This window comes from Leucobacter sp. PH1c (assembly GCF_000633415.1).
In the GTDB taxonomy this organism is placed as follows: domain Bacteria; phylum Actinomycetota; class Actinomycetes; order Actinomycetales; family Microbacteriaceae; genus Leucobacter.
On sequence record NZ_AYMV01000030.1, the window covers coordinates 73004 to 89848 of the forward strand.

Genomic DNA, 16845 nt, shown 5'->3' on the forward strand with positions numbered 1-16845 from the left:
GGCGACAGGATCGGATCGTGCCGAAATCTGACGCAGAGCTGACCATCCGCCCGAGCCGTGGCGCTGCGGAGTACCCCGCGCTCGTGGAGATCTGGCGCAGCGCCGTGCGGGCCACGCATGAGTTCCTCGCCCCGGAGGACTTCGCGCGGATCGAGGGGCTCCTCGCCGAGGCCTACTTCCCGGCCGTCGAGCTACTCGTCGCCGAGCGGGCGGGCGAGCCTGTCGGCTTCGCGGGGATCGCCGAGGGCTCGCTCGAGATGCTCTTCGTCTCGAACGCCGCACGCGGGGGCGGGGTCGGCAGCGCCCTGCTCGCGGAGGCCGTGCGCGCGCACGCGGTCACACGGGTCGACGTGAATGAGCAGAACCCCGGGGCCCACGGCTTCTACCTGAGCCGAGGCTTCGTCGAGGTGGGGCGCAGCCCGATCGACGGCGACGGGCGGCCCTACCCGATCCTGCACCTCGCGCTCGAAGCGCCCGCCGGCGCGTAGCCGAGCTGGCGGCCGGGCGGGCAGCCAGGAAAGCAGCGCAGCCGGCAGCCGAGAGCAGCCGAGCTGGCAGCCGAGACAGCAGCGCAGCGGGCAGCCGAGACAGCAACCGAGCAGGCCCCCGCGCGTCGCGCCATTGCGCGCACGAAAAGGTGCAGATCGCGTCACCTGGCGCGGGGAGTCGGCGTGGGCGCTGATCCGGCGACCTAATCTTTGGACATGATCCATGTTTCAGGAAAGTCCACGTCTGCAGGTGCCGGCGACGCCGCCGCGCCCACGTCCCGCGCCCGCTCCCGGTTCACCCGCCCGCTCGCGCTCGTCGCGACGGCGTCGATCGCGGCCGGCTGCGTCGGCTTCGCGGCCGTCAGCCCCGCGGTGGCCGCCCCGCTTCCCGCGCAGCTCGAGGCGCCCGCCGCGCCCGCGGCGCTCGATGCCCCGGAGAACGTGGTCACTTCGACCACGACGCATCAGATCCTGACCTCGCCCGCGGTCTACGGCGACGCGCTGATCGCGAGCGCCACGGTGCGGCTCGACGGCCCGTCCGACCTCACGGGGAAGACCGTGCAATTCCTCATCGACGATGTCGTCGTGGGCGAGACGATCCTCATCTACACCGGATCCGGTCGCTTCGTGCCCCTGCTGCCGTACCTGGGCCAGCCGGGTGCCGGCACGCACACCTTCTCCGTGCGTTTCCCAGGTGCCCCCGCCACCGAGTACTTCCCCGCGGTCGCCCCGTCGGAGAGCGAGGCGGTCTCGTTCACGGTGGCGCAGGCCCCGACCACGACCACGATCACCTCCGCACCGAGCACGCTCACCGCCTTCTCCGCCGTCGATGTCTCGGCCACCGTGACCCCGTCGAAGCTCGGCCTCCCCGATATGAGCGGTGTTGCGACGCTGCTCGCCGACGGCTCGCCGATCCAGAGCGCCGATGTCACGGCAACCGCTCTGGGTGCGGGCACCGTGACGTTCTCCGGCGCGCAGGTGCCGTGGGGCACGACCGAGCTGACGGTCGCCTTCACGGGCGACGCCGCAGGGAACTGGGCGACCTCGGTCTCGGCCGCATCGCCGGTGACCATCGAGCCGCTCGGCACCTCGGCCCTGCTCAGCCTGTCGTCGCCGCGCATCCGCGCGATCGACGGTGTTGTCGCGAGCCTCGAGGTGCGCGCCGGGGGCCTCGGTTCGCAGGTCGACCCCCGCGGCGGGATCGAGATCTTCATCGACGGGCAGTCGGTGTACGCCGAGACCTCGGCGGATGATCGCGACGCAACCCCCGGCGACGGGATCGCGCGCTTCGACGTGACGCTCGGCGGGATCACCCCGGGCGCGCACGTCATCACGGCGGAGTACACGCCCGCTCCCGGCTTCGGCACCGCCGAGATCGCCCCGATCGAGCTGTTCGCCAGCGCGGTCGGCACGGTGCTCACGCCCGGGGCCGACGTGGTGCAGGGTACCCCGGCGCACCCGGCTGCGGTCGACGTGACGGTGGGGCTCGACGACACCGAGACCGACGGCGAAGGCGAAAACCAGGGTGAGGACAGCGGCGAGGACGACAGCGCCGTGCTGACCCGCTCCGGGGGCGACGCGGCTGCCCTCTCGCTCATGATGCCCACCGAGAACGCCACCCCGAGCGGCACCGTGCAGGTCTTCGTCGGCGACGAGCCGCTCGGCGAGCCCTTCGCCGTGGTCGAGGGCGTGGGGCGCGGCACGCTTGCGGGGCTCCCCGTCGGCACCCACGAGGTGGAGCTCCGCTTCGTTCCGGACGCCCCCGGTCTGCTGCGCAGCTCGGCGACGGTGACGGCGAAGATCACCGCCGACAAGACCCCTGATGGCGGTACTGACGGCGGTACCGACGGCGGCACGGACGGCGGCACCGACGGTGGCACCGACGGCGGCACCGATGGCGGCACGCGGCCCTCGGGCACGACGCCCGCGAAGCCGGCCCCCGCAGGGACCCTCGCGCAGACCGGTGGCGAGGCCCAGGCGGGCGTGCTCCTCGGCGGGGCGGCGCTGCTGCTCGGCGCCGGCGCCGCGCTGACGGTGGCGCGCCTGCGCCGCCGCTAAGACCCCCTGGGGCGCCGGTCTCCGGCGCCCCAGCCGCGGCCCGGGAATCCCCTCCCGGCGCGCGGGCTCCGGCCCCGGGTGCCCCCACCCGGGGCCTTTTCCTTGCTAGCTCAGCACCGCCACGCCGAGCGCGGCCAGCACGCCGAACACCGCGCCCCAGATGATGATCGAGATGATCTGCCAGACGATCACCTGGTTCTTTGAAGCGCCGAACGACACCATCGCGGCCGAGGTGATCTGGCTCGGGAGGATGAGCTGGCCGAGCAGGCTCACCCCAGGAACGCCGAACTGGTCGAAGCGCTCCTTCAGCTTCGCCCGGCGCGGGCTGAGCGGGCGATCGGCCTTCCCCTTCGTCGCCTGCGTGCGCACCCCGTGGGCGGTCAGCACGCACACGAGCATCGAGATGATGTTGCCGAGCACCGCCACGGCGACCGCAACGATCGGGTTCAGCCCGATGATCACGCCGATCGCCGATCCGAAGTACGACTCCACGAAGGGGATCGCCGAGACGAGCATCACCCCGAGCCACTGGAGCACCTCGGGGAGCGAAGCGGTGAAGTCCTGGAGCGTGGTGATCATGGCTGCCTTTCTCGGGCGGTCTGGGGTGCTGCGGGATCGGGATCCCGGTCCGGCTGCGGTGCGGCCGGCGGTAATTCCATCGTTCCGGGATCCCGGACTCCGGCGTAGTGCCGACACGTCACCCGATCGTGTGGCACCGCGCACGGCCCGGCCATGACAAGTGTCATGCCCTGCCCGCCGCGCGGCTCGGCCAGGGCTGTGGCACCCTAGGCTGGATGCGTGCCTGATCAGACGACCTCTCCGAACCCCGCAGCTGGGGTGACCGCGACCTGGAACTACACGCTCGGATCGATCGTGTTCCTGTTCGTCGTGATCGATCTCTGCGTCGTGGGCGACGCCCTCGCCCGGCTCGGCGCCAGCGACTCGGGCCCGGAGCGCGGGATCCTCTTCGCGTTCGTTGTGACGAGCCTCGCCGCGTCGGCCACGCGGATCCGGTTCTGCTGGTTCATGCGCGACGCCGCCGAGGAGCACGCGCCGCCGCTCGGCTGGACGATCGCGCTCGCCGTGCCCGCCTTCGCCTCGTGGGGGATCGCCTTCGCGCTTCCCGAGATCACGATGTTCGCGGCCGTGCAGCTCTGGTTCTCGGGCACGGTGTACACCTGCTTCATGCGCCGCCCGGCCCGGTGGGCGGCGCTGATCGGGCTCCTCGCGCTGACGCTGGTGCCCATCCTGCTGCACGATCGTGCGGGCTCGCCCGCGTTCTCGCCCGCGGAGGGGGTGCAGCGCTGGCTCGTGATCAGCTACGGCGCCATGCTGCCGTTCATGCTGTACATGAGCCTGTGGATCTGGCAGATCGTGCGGAGGCTCGACGCCTCCCGCCGCCTCGCGGCGGAGCTCGCGGTGGCCCAGGAGCGCCTGCGCTTCGCCTCCGACCTGCACGACATTCAGGGGCATCACCTGCAGGTGATCGCGCTCAAGGCCGAGCTCGCGGAACGCACCCTCGACGCGGCGCCTGAGCAGGCGGCGCAGCAGGTGGGCGAGATCCGCGTCATCGCGAAGGAGGCGATGGAGGAGACCCGGGCGCTCGTCGCGGGCCTGCGCGAGGTGGGCCTCGGCGAGGAGCTCGAGAACGCGGGGGAGGTGCTCACCCTCGCGGGCGCGGAGTGCGCGCTCCGGGTACGCGGGATCCCCGAGGGGCGTGAGGCGCAGCGCGCGCTCGCCTTCGTGGTGCGCGAGGCGACGACGAACATCCTGCGGCACAGCGACGCCCGCACGGCGGAGATCGAGCTCGCCCCCGCGCGCGGGGGCTTCGCGCTCACGGTGACGAACGACGGAGTCGCGGGCGCCGGTTCCGCCGGTGGCGCGGGTGGCGCGGGTGGCACAGACGGTACAGACGGCACCGGCGGAACCAGCGGCACCGGGCTCGCCGGGCTGCGGGAGCGGCTCGCGGCGATCGGGGGCACGCTGGAGGCCGGGGTGGGTGCGGCGAGCCGCGCTGGAACCGGTGCGGAACGCGCAGCCGGGCAGCAGTTCGTCCTTACGGCCTGGGTGCCCGGCTCCGCGCAGGCGACCGCGGATCTGACGAGCGTAGCGCAGGGGCGAGGGGTGCAGTGATGAGCGAAGGACAGGACCGGATGACTACCGCAGCGCACGAGGGGGCGGCGCCGATCCGACTCCTCATCGCGGACGACGAGCAGCTGATCCGCGGAGCGCTCGAGGCCCTGCTCGGGCTCGAGACGGACATCGAAGTGGTCGGCGGCGCCGACGACGGTGAGGCTGCGGTGGAGCTCGCCCTGCGGCTGCGCCCGGACGTCTGTCTCCTGGACCTCGAGATGCCGCGCGCTGACGGGATCGAGGCCGCCGAGCGGATCCTCGCGGGCCTACCCGGGGCCCGCGCGATCATCGTGACGCGGCACGCGCGGCCCGGAGTGCTGCGCCGCGCCCTCGCCGCGCACGTCGCGGGTTTCGTGCCGAAGTCGACTCCCGCCGGGGAGCTCGCCGACGTGATCCGCGACGTCGCGTCCGGGAAGCGCTACATCGACCCCGAGATCGCCGCGGCCGCGCTCACCGCCGAGCGATGCCCGCTGACGGACCGCGAGCTCGACGTGCTGCGGGCGACGCGCACCACGTCGAGCGTGCAGGAGATCGCTGAGGAGCTGTTCCTCTCGGCCGGCACCGTGCGCAACTACCTGTCCGCCGCGATCACGAAGCTCGGCGCCGTGAACCGGCACGACGCGGCCGAGCTGGCCTGGCAGCAGGGCTGGATCTGAGCCCCGCCTCGATGTCCCGCCGCTAGGCCCCGAGGCGCCGGGAACGCTGCAGCGCGGCCGCTCCCACCGCGAGTGCGAGCAGCGCGACCGCCGCCGCGAAGATCAGCCCGGCCGGGCGCAGGCCGATCGCGTTCGCGAGCACGCCGACACCGATCGCGGGCACCGCGAGCATGAGGTAGAGCCCGGCGAAGAACGAGGACGACACCTCTCCCCGGTGCGCGGGCGCGACCTGGCCGACGGTGGTGGCGAGCCCGGCGTTCATGCAGAGGCCGCCCGAGACGCCGAGGACCGCCGCCGCGATGAGGAGCGGAGCGAGTGCCGATCCCGCGAGGGCGACTGCGAGGATCCCCGCGGCGATCGCGAGCCCCGCGCAGCCGAGCGGGAGCGCGGTGCGGGGGCGGATTCGCGCCGCGATCAGCTGCCCGGCGGCCATGCCCGCGAATGCGAGGAAGACGACGAGCCCGGCGAGTGCGTGGTTCTCGATCCCGAGCTCGCGCGCGAGGAAGAGTGCCGAGACCGCGGTGAGGACGCCGGTCACCGCGAAGCCCGTTCCCGCGGCGAGCACCGCGCGCACGAAGTCGCCGCGGATGTCGGCGGGAACCCGGAGCCGCTGCGGGCGCAGCGAAGGCCGCGCGGTGATCACGTGTGCCGGGGTCCAGGCGAGGAGCAGCGTGCAGGCGAGCGCGCAGAGCGCGAGGTGCGCGGCGAACGGGGTGACGAGGGGCTCTGCGGCGAGCTCGGCGATCAGCCCCGCGCCGAGCGTGCCGAGGGCGAGGCCGCCCGTGTTCGCGATGACCGCGAGGGAGCCAGCCGCGCCGCGGCGCTCCGGCGGGAATAGGTCCATCACGGCGGCCGTGCCCGCGCCGCTCATGAGCCCGGCGCCGAGCCCGGACACGATCCGGGCGGTGATGAGGAGGGGGAGCGAGGACGGGAGGAGGAACAGGATCGCGCTCACCAAGGCGAGTGCCACCGCGGCGAGGAGCACGGGGCGGCGCCCGATCTGGTCGGAGAGGCGCCCGAAGAGCAGGAGCGCGGCGACGACACCCGCGGCGTACACCGCGAAGAGCACGGTGACCACGAGCGGGGTGAAGCGGAGCTGCTCCGCGTAGAGGGTGTAGAGCGGCGTGGGGATCGTGGTGCCCAGCATGGTGACGGTGAAGGCGAACGCGGTCGCGATCGTGGCCCGGGCCGCGCGGCCGCGCGCTGCGGGTGTCGGGATCGGAGTGGTGGTCATGGGATCTCCCCTATATCGGTGCATGGTGTCTCGAAATGAACGTAGCACATTGCGGGGCACCGTGTCTTGATAAGGTGGCCAGCGAGGCAAGGTGTCTCGATAGTGAGGGAGTGTGTGACGTGACCCAGGTGATGGATGCGGGAGTGGCGGGCGCCGAGCGCGTGGCGGCCGCGGGTTCGAGCGGTGCGACTGTTGGCGGGGCGGTGGCCGACGCGCTGACGCCGATCGCCGAGGTGCTCGCGCGCTTCGCCGCGGGCGAGGTGGTGCTCGTAGCCGATGAGGCCGCGCGCGAGAATGAGGTCGACGCCATCGTCGCGGCCGAGCTCGCGACTCCGGCGACTATCGGCTGGATGGTGCGCTACACCTCGGGGCTCCTCTGCGCCCCGATGACCGCGGCCCGGGCGGACGCGCTTGACCTGCCGCCCATGGTCGAGCGCAACGAGGATCCCCGTGGTACCGCGTATACGGTAACGGTGGATGCGCGCACGGTGGGGTCGACCGGGATCTCGGCGACGGATCGGGCCCGCACGGTCGGTGTGCTCGCGGATCCTGGCGCCGGGCCGCGGGACCTGATCCGACCGGGCCACGTGCTCCCGCTGCGCGCGCACCCCCGGGGCACGGCCGGGCGGGGCGGGCACACGGAGGCCGCCGTCGACCTGCTGGAGCTTGCGGGCCTCGGCGCCGTCGGGGTGCTCGCCGAGCTCGTCGACGATGCGGGGGAGATGCTGCGCCTGGGCGACGTGATCGGGCGCCTCACCTTCGCGGGCATGGCGCTCACGACGGTCCCGGAGATCGCGCGGGCGGCGGAGGCGGCCCGGGCAGCACGGGCCGCACAGGCCGCCCAGCCCGCCCAGGCCGCTCAGTCCCGATAGTCGCCGACGCCGGCGCGCCAGTAGCCCTGTGCGTGGAGTGCCGAGACCTCGCGAGCGCGGAGCGCGCGCCGGGCTTCCTTCGCGGCCGAGGCCTCGGCCGCGAACCAGGCTGCGGTGCCCGGGAGGAGGTCCATGAGGTGCGCGGCCGCCGCGAGTCGCGTGCCGGGCGCCTCGTCCGGGGCGCGCACGAGCCACACGAGCTCCGCGTGCGTGGGGGCCTCGAGCTCCTGCCGATCCCGCGCATCGCCGAGCTCGATGGCCGCCCGCACCGGGCGGCCATGCCTGCTGTGGCTCTCGCGCTCCAGGACCGCGGCGACGGCGGGTAGCGCGGTCTCGTCCGCGAACAGGGCGAGAGCCTCCGCGCGGCGGCCGGCCACTCCGCTCGCGCGCGGCCCGGCGATCCGCGCGCCCGACCCGATCCGGCACTCGCTCGCCCAGTGCGGCATCGTGCCGCCCGCGTGCAGGAACACGTCGATCGTGATCTCGTCGCGGAGTGGATCGAAGCCGCGCACCGTGTAGGCGCGCCCGTGCTCGGAGCCGTCGCCGAGCGGAGCGAAGAGCTTCACCCAGGATCCGGGGGAGTCGTGCACTGCGGGCGTGAGGTCATCGCCGCCGAGGTGTAGGCGCAGCATGTGCTCGGTGAGCTGCTCGCGGGCAGTCACCACGACGTCGCGCGCGACCGCAGGCCGGCGTGGTTGCCGTGCTGCCCGGGCGCCGGGCGCCGCGCTCGCCGCCGGGGCGCTCACGGGCTGCTCGCTCGCGGCCGGGGTGCTGGTCGTCGGGGTGCTGAGGAAATCGGTCATGACGCTCCCATCTTTCCGAGTCATGATGTCCCGTAATCGTAGTCACGAGACTTCCGGGACAGCAAGCCTCGAAAGTGGTACGCTCGCCTCATGACCGAACGCACGCGCCCCCTCGGCCGCCCCCGCAGCGAGGACGCCCGCCTCGCGGTGCTCCGCGCCGTCGACGACATGCTCGTCGCCGAGGGCTACGCCGCGATGACCATGAAGGGCATCGCCGAGCGCGCAGGCGTCGGCCGCCAGACGGTCTACCGCTGGTGGTCGTCGAAGGCCGAGATCCTGCTCGAGGCGAGTGCCGCCGACGCGGTTCGGGAGCTCACGGTGCCGCCCGGCGCGACTGCGGAGGAGGAGGTCACGGCCTTCCTCGGGGCGCTGGCCGCGTTCCTCACCCACTCGGACGCGGGGCTCGCCTACCGGGCCCTGCTCGGCGAGGCGCAGCACGATCGCGCGGTCGCCGAGCTCGTGCGCGGCACCGACGTGCTCGGCGACGCCGCGCGGGAGGTGCTCGACCGCGCCCGCGCGCACGGCGCACTCACGGGCAGCGCCGACACTGCGGCGCTCGCGGCCGAGCTCGTCGGGCCACTCGTATTCCGCATCCTGGCCGAGGGATGGACCGCGGACCCGGCATCGCTCCGCGCGATGGCCGAGCGCTTCCTACGGGGCGCGGCGGCTCAGTAGAAGGAGCGGAGCAGTGCTTCGTTCGACTCGATCAGGTGCGCGCTCATGGCCTGAGACGCGCGCTCCGGCTCGCCCGCTGTGATCGCATCGAGGATTTCGCGGTGCGCGGAGAGCTCATCCTCCGAGAGCACGTGGGCGCTCGCCTCCTGGAAGAGATAGTGCATGCGCGTCGTCTCATCGAAGTACGTGCGCAGCAGGCGATCCACACGGTCATTGCGTGCGACCGCGGCGATGAGGCGGTGGAACTCGGGGGCCGCCTTCAGTCGTTCGTTCGGTGCGGCCTGTTCGTCCGCCTGCACGTCGAGTAGGGCGTTCAACTGTTCGATCAGCTCGGGGGGCCGTCGCTTCGCCGCGATTGCCGAGAGTGGCGGTTCGATGTAGAGCCGAAGGTCCATGATGTTGCGGATGTCGGTGATGCCAACCGGGCGAACCATGTAGCCGCGACGCGGGAACACCATGACGAAGTCCTCCGCGAGCAGGCGTTGCAGGGCTTCACGGACGGGGGTCTTTGAGACGCGGAAGCGCGCGGCGACGTCGGCTTCGCGGATCACGCTGCCCGGGGCGAGCTGGGCTGTGACGATCTCCTGGCGCAGCTCGGCGAGCACGCGCTGCGTGACCGAGAGCTCCGCGGCGCCGTCGCCCGTGCCGGTCGACACCTGATCCATGTGTGCGTCCATCCTTCGTGATCCTAGCGGACCGGTTGCGGAACGGCCGGGTGCGCGGCGGGAAAGCCCGCGGCGCACCCGGCCCTGACTCAGCGGCCGTTGATGTAGAGATCCGCAGCGAGCTCAGAGATGCTGTTCTCCTCCAGGGCACGGGCGACCGTGCCGTCGGCCTTCGCGCGCTCGTAGTAGTCATCGATCGCGGCGGTCATCGCGGTGTTGCCCTTGGTGTGCGGCCAGTTGTTCTCGAGCAGCACGGTGAGCTCGGGGTACCCCGGTTCGTCGGCAAGGATCTTCGTCACGTAGTCGCTGTCGCGGTCGGTGAAATTGAAGCCCTGAATGCTCTGCCAAGCGACGGCGTCGATGCGGCCGGCCTTGAGATCCTCGAAGGCATTCGAGTCGCTCTGGTACTCCTCGACGTTCTCGGCACCGTAGGCGGCCTGCAGCGGGGCGACGTAGTACGAGCCCGAGAGCGTGCCGATGCGCTTTCCCTGGAGTGAGTCGACGGTGTCGTAAGCGTCGTCCTTCGCGGAGGTGAAACCAAGCGTCTCATAGAGGATGCTTCCCTCGGCCTGGGCGAATACCTCGGCGCGCTCGGGCGTCTTCAGGATGAGCCCGCCGAACATATCCGACTTGCCCTCGCGCAGATCGAGCTGCGCTGCTGCGCCCGTCATGGGCTTGAACTTCACCGTGAGGCAGTTCTCGGCGGCAAACTCGGGGATGAGGATTGCATCGATGCCGGAGAACGGGCCGCTGTCGGAGAGCGCGTGGAACTTCGGCGCCGCATTCATGGCTGCGACCGTGAGCACGCCCGATTCGATCGTGGGGAACTCATGCAACGGCGTGCAATCTTCGGCAACCGAGCTTTCTGCTTCGGAAGCGGGAGCGTCGCCACTCGAACAGGCGGTGAGCAGCAGAAGCGCTGCGGCTCCCGCGGCTGCGGCGCGGGTGGCTGCGGTGCGGGGCGAACGCCGGAACTGGGGTACGGGGTACATGCTCATCGGAATACTCCTCTGTATGTGTGGTGAGCGGGAATTGCAGGAACAGGGTGAGCTACGAGTGGGCGGCCGTGATGTTGACGACCCTGGTGCTGGGGGCGATCTCGGTGCTGCCGGGGCCGCGCCCGCGCCGTCGGCCGGGGCGCCGACGGGTACTGGTTCCCGTGATGCGCTGCAGTCGCCGATCTGCGAGAACCTCGCACCACGCGAGGAGCGAGGTCACGGCGAGGTAGAGCAGCGCTGCCACGAGGAGCGGTTCGAGCACGCGGAAGTTCGTCATGCCGATCGAGTAGGCGGACCCGAGAAGCTCTTTCCCGCCGATCGCGTAGGCGAGCGCGGTGCCCTGGAATGTGATGATCGCGATACCGATGACCGGAGGCACTGCGATGTTCAGCACGTGCGGCACAACGATGCGCAGTGTCGTGTCACCGGGGGAGAGCGCGAGTGCCTGGGCCGCCTCGATCTGGCCCCTGGGCACGCTCGCGATCGAGGCGCGGAAGATCTCGGCGGTGTAGGCGGCGGTGGTGAGACCGAACGCGACGGTAATCGCAGCGAACCGGTCGAGCGTCACGACGCTTGCGAGACCGAAATAGACGAGATACAGCGTGAGGAGCGCCGGGAATCCTCGGAATGTCTCCACGAGCGCGATCGTGATGATCCGGAGCCAGCGGCGGCGGCTGTTGAGCGCGAGTCCGGCAAGGAACCCGAGGGGAATGCCCGTGACGAGGCTCGCCGCGGCCATAGCCACACTCGTGCCGAGCCCGGGCAGGAGCTGCACGACGAGGGAGAAGAACTCGGACATTAGGCTGCCACCCCCAGAGCGCCGCGTGCGGTGCGGGTGCCGAGGTGGCGCGCGAGTATTCCGATCGGGACCGTGACCGCGAGGTAGACCGCCCCGATCACGAGGAAGGAGAGTACGGGATCAGCGCCGACCTGCACCGCGTTGTACGCGTAGAACACCATCTCGTTCGCGCCGATGATCGAGGCGATCGCGGTGTTCTTGATCAGCGTGATCGAGTAGGCGGCGACGGAGGCGAGCATCACCGGAATCGCCTGCGGGAGCACGACGCGAGTGAGCGTATCCCACCGGCTGAGGCCGACAGCTGCAGCGCCTTCCCACTGTCCCGTCGGGACGGCGTCGAGCCCGGCGCGGATGCTGTCGCCGATGTAGGCGGAGTTGATGATGCCGAGCCCCACGATAGCCGCGAGGACCGGCACTTCCGAGATGATGCCGAGCGTCAGTCCGAAGTAGATGATGATGAGCCACGCGATCGGCGGGATACCCCGTGCGATCCAGGCCCAGAGTGCGCCGAGACCCTTCGCGATGGGGTTCCTCGACCTGCGAAGAACCGCGACGGGGATGGCGAGCACGAGTGAGAGGGCGAGCGCTCCGCCCCAGATCTGGAGTGTGACGAGGAATCCCTCGAGCACATATCGGGGATCGAGCATCACATCACTCCGCTCAGAGCATTCACGAAGCGTCGGATGCGCTCGTGCTCCGGCTCGACGAGAATCTCATCGGGGGTGCCGAGGCCGAGCACCGCGCCGTCGGCGATGAACATCACGCGATCCGCGGCTTCCTGCGCGAACTGGATTTCGTGGGTGACCATGAGCATCGTCATGCCGCCTTCGGCGAGCTCCTTCATGACCTTGAGGACTTCGACGCGCATCTCGGGGTCGATCGCGCTCGTGGGCTCGTCGAATAGGATCACCTCGGGATCAAGCGCGAGGGAGCGCGCGATCGCCACGCGCTGCTGCTGGCCGCCCGAGAGCTGGTTCGGTCGCTTGTGCATGTGCTCTGCGAGGCCGACGCGCTCGAGGAGCTCGGCGGATCGCTGCGCGGCGCTCGCCCGGTCTCGTCCCAGCACGCGCCGCTGTGCGAGGCTCACATTCTCGAGCGCCGTGTGCGTGGCGAAGAGATTGAATGACTGGAACACCATGCCCACGCGTTTGCGGAGCGCGCGAACGGAGGCGACGGGAACCCGACGTTCCGCATCGAAGACGCGCTCGCCCTGGAGATCGATCGTGCCCGCGTCTGGCACCTCCAGCGCATTCAGGCATCGGATGAACGTGCTCTTCCCAGAACCGCTCGGGCCAATGATGGCGATGTGCTCACCTTTGCGCACATCGACACTGATGCCGCGCAGGATCTCCTTCTCGCCGTAGCTTTTTCGGATGTCGCGCGCAGAGAGCGCGGTCGGGGGGTTACTCGGAGACATTTCGGGTCGCTTCCTGGAAGTGGGCGGACGGTTCCTCGGCGCTCGGTGCGCCGGGGATCGAGGGGTCACGGAGAAAATCGAAGTCGCAGCCGTCCTCTGCCTGGAGCACGTGCGCGTGGTGAAGCCGGGCGAAGCCGCGGAGAGGGGCCGTGGCGGGGCGAAACGGTGTCCGGGCGGCGAACTCCTCCGGATCGACGCAGTGCTCCAGCCTGCCGGACTCAGCATCGAGGAACACCTCGTCGCCGTCGCGCAGGTAGGCGAGTGGGCCGCCGACCGCCGCCTCGGGTGAGACGTGGAGCGCGACAATGCCCGTCGAAGTGCCGCTCATCCTCGCATCCGAGATGCGAACCATCTCGGTGACGCCCTGCCGGTGCAGTTTGGCAGGGATGGGGATGTGTCCAACCTCGGGCATACCTGGTGCGCCGACCGGCCCGAGCCCCCGGAGCACGAGAATGCTCTGGGCGTCAACGTTCAGATCCGGATCGTCGATGCGGGCGTTGAGATCGTCGAGGCCATCGAAGACGACGACGCGACCGCGGTGAGTAAACAATCCGGGATCGCCGACTCCGGCAGCCTTGAGCACCGCGCCGCCGGGCGCGAGATTGCCGCGGAGCATGCGGAGGGCGCCGCGCGGAGCACGTGGGGCGGCCGCGCTCGCGAGAATGTCCTCCGGGGGAGCGGGGCGCCCGGCGAGCTCGGTCTGCCAGCTCGTTCCGAGCGCCGTTCGCTCCGTGAGGTGGAGCAGCTCGGGAAAGCGGCCGAGGGTCGCAGGCACTCCGCCTGCAGCCTCAAGCTCCGGGAGAGTGTGTGCGCCGCCGGGGCGCACATTGGCCAGATACGGCGTGGTGCGCGACCACTCCTCGAAGCGATCGATCCCGATCCGGTGCCCAGCCCGCCCGGCGATTGCCTCGAGATGGATGACGGAGTTCGTGGACCCGCCGAGTGCGGTCACCGCCCGGAACGCGTTCTCGAGCGAGCCCGGCGTGACAAGCTCACGCGGCGAGACGTCGCGCTCCACCGCGGCGACGGCGGCGATGCCCGTGCGGTAGGCGATCTCCCGCCGTTCGAGGCTCGTGGACTCCGCGAAGGCGCTTCCGGGAAGCGCGAAACCGAGCACCTCCGCGATTGCCGCCATCGTGCTCGCGGTTCCGAGCACGTTGCAGGTTCCCACGTCGGCGTTGAGGTTCCCCTCGAACTCGAGCCACTCAGCGTCGTCGATCTCACCGACGCGGCGGCGGTCGCAGAACGGCCAGGCGTCATCCACGGTGATCGACGAGTTGCCGCGATGGCACGATACCGGCCGCGGACCGGCGACCACCATCACCGCTGGCTTGCCGGCGCTCACCGCGCCCATGAGCTGGGCGGGCACGGTCTTGTCGCAGCCGCCGAGCAGCACGACCCCGTCGATCGGAGAGACCGAGATCATCTCTTCGACATCCATTGACATGAGATTGCGGAGGTAGAGGCTCGTCGGCCGGGTGAAAGGCTCGGAGATGGAGATCGTGGGGAACTCGAGGGGGAGCCCGCCGGCTTCGCGCACGCCGCGCTTCACCTCCTGTACGAGGCGGCGAAGGCCCGCGTTGCACGGGTTGAGGTCTGAGGCGCTGTTCGCGATCCCAATCACGGGGGTGCGGCGCACTTCCTCCGCCGAGGCCCCGCCGCCCCTCAGGAACGCTCGGTGCATGAGACCGTCCTGGCCGGGGTCGCTGAAGAGTGCTCCGCCGGACCCGGCAATGCCTCGCTGTGACATGGATCTCCTTCGATCACCGACTGCTCTGTCGGACATATAGGAACCTACCAACAAAAAAATCTCTTTACGCATATGGCAGATATATTTGTGATATATGACTTGGCTCCCTACGCTGGGCCTGGGCGGCGAGCCTGCTCGGTGAGCCTGCTCGGGAACCGCCGCGCTTCGCGCCGAGTCGGCACGCGGCGCTTCGTACTCCGAACGCACTGAGGAGATTTCTCATGAGCGACGACGCTCTCCGCATCGCCATCATTGGTGAGGCCTACGACGGCCTGGTGGCCGAGCTCGAAGCCGCCGGGGCGCGCTGTGTTGCAGACCCTGCGGAAGCCGATGGAGTCGTGGTCGCCTTCGGTGGTCGGCCGGAGGCGCTTCGTGCCGCGCTCGACGCCCACTCCAACGTGCGGTGGGTGCAGCTGCCGAGCGCGGGCATCGAGCTCTTCGCCGATTCGCTTGCCGCTCACCCGCAGTGCGACTGGACGAGCGCAAAGGGTGCGTACGCCCTCCCGGTCGCTGAGCATGCTCTGGCGCTCACGCTTGCGCTGCTCCGTGAGCTGCCGAGACGCGCGCGTGCTCGGGCCTGGGGTCCTGCGGCGGGCACGTCGCTTCACGGGCTCCGGGTGACCGTGCTCGGCGCGGGCGGAGTCGCGCAGGAGATTGTTCGGCTGATGGGCTGCTTCCACACTGAGGTGACTGTTGTGCGGCGCCAGGCCGAGCCCATGCGCGGTGCCGCGCGCACGGTCACCACGGCCGAGCTCGGGCGCATTCTGCCTGACACGGACGTGCTCGTGCTCGCCGCAGCCCTCACCTCAGGGACGCGGCAGCTGCTCGACGCGACCGCTCTTGCCGCGCTCCCTGAACGGGCGGTGCTCGTCAATATTGCGCGTGGAGCGCTCATTGATACCGATGCGCTGGTGGCCGCGCTCCGGTCGGGGCATCTCGCCGGCGCCGCGCTCGATGTGACCGATCCCGAACCACTGCCCGCGGGGCATCCTCTCTGGAGCGAGCCCCGCGCCCTCATCACACCGCACTCGGCAGACACGCTCGAGATGATTCAACCGCTGCTCGCGGCCCGCGCCGCGGAAAACGTCGCGGCGCTCAGGAGTGGTGCTCCGCTCGTTGGACTGGTCGACGCCGCTGCGGGCTACTGAGACAGCGCGGCCCGGACCTGCTGAGCGTGATCCCCAGCTGGCGCGCGGGAGCCGGTACCACGCGGTGTGGTCCGCGCCGCTCAGCCGCGCGTTGCCCGCTCGAGTTCCACCAGAGCTGCGAGGTCTCGTGATCCCCAGCCCCGCGCCCGCGCCTCGGTGAAGCGGGCGGCTGCGGCGGCGAACACCGGGAGGCCGACGTTGCGCATCGTGCCGATGCCGTGCACGAGCTGCTGCGCCTCCGCGAGCCCACCGATCGTTGCGTCGGATGGCTCCTGAAGTGCGGCGCCGGACGCGTCGAGCGCGAGCGGAAGGCATCGTGCGAGCATGGCGCTCCCGGCCCAACCGCCGGTGAGGGCCCGGGTGGCAGCTCCGCCCTCAATGCCCAGCTCCTGGATGAGTCGCGCTGCCTCGCTCGCCGCCGCGACGTGCGTGCTCACCAGCATCTGATTGATGAGTTTGAGCGCAAGCCCGCTCCCTGCTGGGCCGAGCCACTCGACGACAGCAGCGTAGGCGGAAGCGACCGCGCGGAGTGAGGCCTCCGCCGCCGACGGGCCTCCGGCCATCACGACGAGGGCGCCGGCCGCAGCGGCGACCGCACCGCCACTCACGGGAGCGTCCACGAACGACAGTCCGCGCGCTTCGGCGGCGGCGGAGAGTTCTCGCGCGGCCTCCGGAGAGAACGTGCCGTGCTCGACGATCACCTGCCCGGGCCGGGAGCCGGAGAAGGTACCGTCCGGCCCGGTGTGGACCTCGCGGATCACCGCGGTATCGAGCAGGCAGCTCAGCACGAGGTCATTCTTCGCCGCGAGCTCCGCCGGAGAGCTCGCGAGCTTGGCGCCGCGATCGGTGAGGGGGCGCGTGCGCTCGGGGGAGCGGTTCCACACCGTGACGTCGTAGCCGGCATCGACGAGGCGGTGAGCCATGGGGGCACCCATCGCGCCGAGACCGATGAAGCCGATGCGCCGCGGCTCGGGTGCGCTCGAATTGGGCATAGTCGTTCCTTCGAATCAGACGAGGCGTTGCCCGCCGTCCACCGGCAAGATCGCGCCGGTGACGTAGGCGGAATCGATGAGCGCGAGGCAGGCTTCGGCAATGTCCTCCGGAGTGCCGGAGCGACCGAGCGGACTCTCCGCGATCACGTGATCGCGG

The 16845-nt window shown here is 70.8% G+C and carries 18 protein-coding genes; 7 read left to right on the forward strand and 11 right to left on the reverse strand.

The annotated features are described in order from the left end of the window. Positions 1-17 precede the first annotated feature (17 nt). The gene (locus U874_RS0110865; protein ID WP_369802352.1) at positions 18-488 is read left to right on the forward strand and encodes a GNAT family N-acetyltransferase; all 471 of its coding nucleotides are present in this window, start codon (positions 18-20) and stop codon (positions 486-488) included. Positions 489-704: 216 nt separating this feature from the next. Beyond that, on the forward strand, positions 705-2546 hold the full coding sequence (locus U874_RS0110870; RefSeq protein WP_025134571.1) for an Ig-like domain repeat protein: 1842 nt from the start codon (positions 705-707) through the stop codon (positions 2544-2546). A 105-nt stretch (positions 2547-2651) separates the two neighbouring features. Here U874_RS0110870 and U874_RS0110875 read toward each other — a convergent pair whose 3' ends face one another. Next, entirely contained in the window at positions 2652-3125 is a 474-nt protein-coding gene (locus U874_RS0110875) for a hypothetical protein (protein ID WP_025134572.1), read from the reverse strand. A 219-nt stretch (positions 3126-3344) separates the two neighbouring features. On the opposite strand from U874_RS0110875, the gene U874_RS14845 reads away from it, so the two are divergent. Together U874_RS14845 and U874_RS0110885 are read left to right on the forward strand one after the other, a co-directional pair. After that, positions 3345-4679 (forward strand): sensor histidine kinase, encoded by a 1335-nt coding sequence (locus tag U874_RS14845; RefSeq protein ID WP_081809993.1) that lies wholly within the window; start codon positions 3345-3347, stop codon positions 4677-4679. 20 nt (positions 4680-4699) lie between these two features. Beyond that, complete coding sequence (locus tag U874_RS0110885; RefSeq protein ID WP_029988272.1) at positions 4700-5335, forward strand: response regulator transcription factor; 636 nt, start codon at positions 4700-4702, stop codon at positions 5333-5335. A 22-nt stretch (positions 5336-5357) separates the two neighbouring features. Here U874_RS0110885 and U874_RS0110890 read toward each other — a convergent pair whose 3' ends face one another. After that, on the reverse strand, positions 5358-6569 hold the full coding sequence (locus U874_RS0110890) for an MFS transporter (protein WP_036058118.1): 1212 nt from the start codon (positions 6567-6569) through the stop codon (positions 5358-5360). Positions 6570-6688: 119 nt separating this feature from the next. Between U874_RS0110890 and ribB the strand changes: the two genes are divergently transcribed. Then, positions 6689-7441: a 3,4-dihydroxy-2-butanone-4-phosphate synthase gene (gene ribB, locus U874_RS0110895; protein ID WP_232755914.1), complete on the forward strand. Its 753-nt coding sequence runs from the start codon at positions 6689-6691 to the stop codon at positions 7439-7441. Here ribB and U874_RS0110900 read toward each other — a convergent pair. After that, positions 7429-8268, reverse strand: a complete 840-nt coding sequence (locus tag U874_RS0110900; RefSeq protein ID WP_081809995.1) for a siderophore-interacting protein — start codon at positions 8266-8268, stop codon at positions 7429-7431. The two genes, ribB and U874_RS0110900, sit on opposite strands and share 13 nt — an antisense overlap. Positions 8269-8334: 66 nt before the next feature. Between U874_RS0110900 and U874_RS0110905 the strand changes: the two genes are divergently transcribed. Beyond that, entirely contained in the window at positions 8335-8919 is a 585-nt protein-coding gene (locus U874_RS0110905; RefSeq protein WP_025134578.1) for a TetR/AcrR family transcriptional regulator, read from the forward strand. On the opposite strand, the gene U874_RS14850 is transcribed toward U874_RS0110905, so the two are convergent. The 6 genes from U874_RS14850 to U874_RS0110935 form a co-directional block, all read right to left on the reverse strand. Continuing rightward, positions 8913-9596, reverse strand: coding sequence for a GntR family transcriptional regulator (locus tag U874_RS14850; protein WP_081809996.1), 684 nt, complete (start codon positions 9594-9596; stop codon positions 8913-8915). The genes U874_RS0110905 and U874_RS14850 overlap by 7 nt on opposite strands. A gap of 77 nt (positions 9597-9673) precedes the next feature. Then, complete coding sequence (locus tag U874_RS0110915; protein WP_025134580.1) at positions 9674-10420, reverse strand: ABC transporter substrate-binding protein; 747 nt, start codon at positions 10418-10420, stop codon at positions 9674-9676. Between the two features lie 214 nt (positions 10421-10634). Next, positions 10635-11381, reverse strand: coding sequence for an amino acid ABC transporter permease (locus U874_RS0110920; protein WP_025134581.1), 747 nt, complete (start codon positions 11379-11381; stop codon positions 10635-10637). Beyond that, entirely contained in the window at positions 11381-12028 is a 648-nt protein-coding gene (locus U874_RS0110925) for an amino acid ABC transporter permease (RefSeq protein ID WP_025134582.1), read from the reverse strand. Before U874_RS0110925 ends, U874_RS0110920 begins: the two co-directional genes overlap by 1 nt. Beyond that, the gene (locus U874_RS0110930) at positions 12028-12798 is read right to left on the reverse strand and encodes an amino acid ABC transporter ATP-binding protein (RefSeq protein ID WP_025134583.1); all 771 of its coding nucleotides are present in this window, start codon (positions 12796-12798) and stop codon (positions 12028-12030) included. The genes U874_RS0110925 and U874_RS0110930 overlap by 1 nt, the downstream gene beginning before the upstream one ends. Next, complete coding sequence (locus tag U874_RS0110935) at positions 12785-14548, reverse strand: dihydroxy-acid dehydratase (RefSeq protein WP_025134584.1); 1764 nt, start codon at positions 14546-14548, stop codon at positions 12785-12787. The genes U874_RS0110930 and U874_RS0110935 overlap by 14 nt, the downstream gene beginning before the upstream one ends. A gap of 221 nt (positions 14549-14769) precedes the next feature. On the opposite strand from U874_RS0110935, the gene U874_RS0110940 reads away from it, so the two are divergent. After that, entirely contained in the window at positions 14770-15696 is a 927-nt protein-coding gene (locus U874_RS0110940; RefSeq protein WP_025134585.1) for an NAD(P)-dependent oxidoreductase, read from the forward strand. A gap of 80 nt (positions 15697-15776) precedes the next feature. Here U874_RS0110940 and U874_RS0110945 read toward each other — a convergent pair whose 3' ends face one another. Together U874_RS0110945 and U874_RS15195 are read right to left on the reverse strand one after the other, a co-directional pair. After that, positions 15777-16688 (reverse strand): NAD(P)-dependent oxidoreductase, encoded by a 912-nt coding sequence (locus U874_RS0110945; RefSeq protein ID WP_029988280.1) that lies wholly within the window; start codon positions 16686-16688, stop codon positions 15777-15779. A 15-nt stretch (positions 16689-16703) separates the two neighbouring features. Beyond that, complete coding sequence (locus U874_RS15195) at positions 16704-16835, reverse strand: SDR family oxidoreductase (protein ID WP_081809999.1); 132 nt, start codon at positions 16833-16835, stop codon at positions 16704-16706. Positions 16836-16845: the final 10 nt, after the last annotated feature.

Bases quoted from the DNA above. Each gene is read 5' to 3' on its own strand.
- U874_RS0110870 (WP_025134571.1), top strand. From the start codon at position 705: ATGATCCATGTTTCAGGAAAGTCCACGTCTGCAGGTGCCGGCGACGCC.
- U874_RS0110875 (WP_025134572.1), bottom strand. From the start codon at position 3,125: ATGATCACCACGCTCCAGGACTTCACCGCTTCGCTCCCCGAGGTGCTC.
- U874_RS0110885 (WP_029988272.1), top strand. From the start codon at position 4,700: ATGACTACCGCAGCGCACGAGGGGGCGGCGCCGATCCGACTCCTCATC.
- U874_RS0110890 (WP_036058118.1), bottom strand. From the start codon at position 6,569: ATGACCACCACTCCGATCCCGACACCCGCAGCGCGCGGCCGCGCGGCC.
- U874_RS0110900 (WP_081809995.1), bottom strand. From the start codon at position 8,268: ATGACTCGGAAAGATGGGAGCGTCATGACCGATTTCCTCAGCACCCCG.
- U874_RS0110905 (WP_025134578.1), top strand. From the start codon at position 8,335: ATGACCGAACGCACGCGCCCCCTCGGCCGCCCCCGCAGCGAGGACGCC.
- U874_RS14850 (WP_081809996.1), bottom strand. From the start codon at position 9,596: ATGGACGCACACATGGATCAGGTGTCGACCGGCACGGGCGACGGCGCC.
- U874_RS0110920 (WP_025134581.1), bottom strand. From the start codon at position 11,381: ATGTCCGAGTTCTTCTCCCTCGTCGTGCAGCTCCTGCCCGGGCTCGGC.
- U874_RS0110925 (WP_025134582.1), bottom strand. From the start codon at position 12,028: ATGCTCGATCCCCGATATGTGCTCGAGGGATTCCTCGTCACACTCCAG.
- U874_RS0110930 (WP_025134583.1), bottom strand. From the start codon at position 12,798: ATGTCTCCGAGTAACCCCCCGACCGCGCTCTCTGCGCGCGACATCCGA.
- U874_RS0110935 (WP_025134584.1), bottom strand. From the start codon at position 14,548: ATGTCACAGCGAGGCATTGCCGGGTCCGGCGGAGCACTCTTCAGCGAC.
- U874_RS0110940 (WP_025134585.1), top strand. From the start codon at position 14,770: ATGAGCGACGACGCTCTCCGCATCGCCATCATTGGTGAGGCCTACGAC.
- U874_RS0110945 (WP_029988280.1), bottom strand. From the start codon at position 16,688: ATGCCCAATTCGAGCGCACCCGAGCCGCGGCGCATCGGCTTCATCGGT.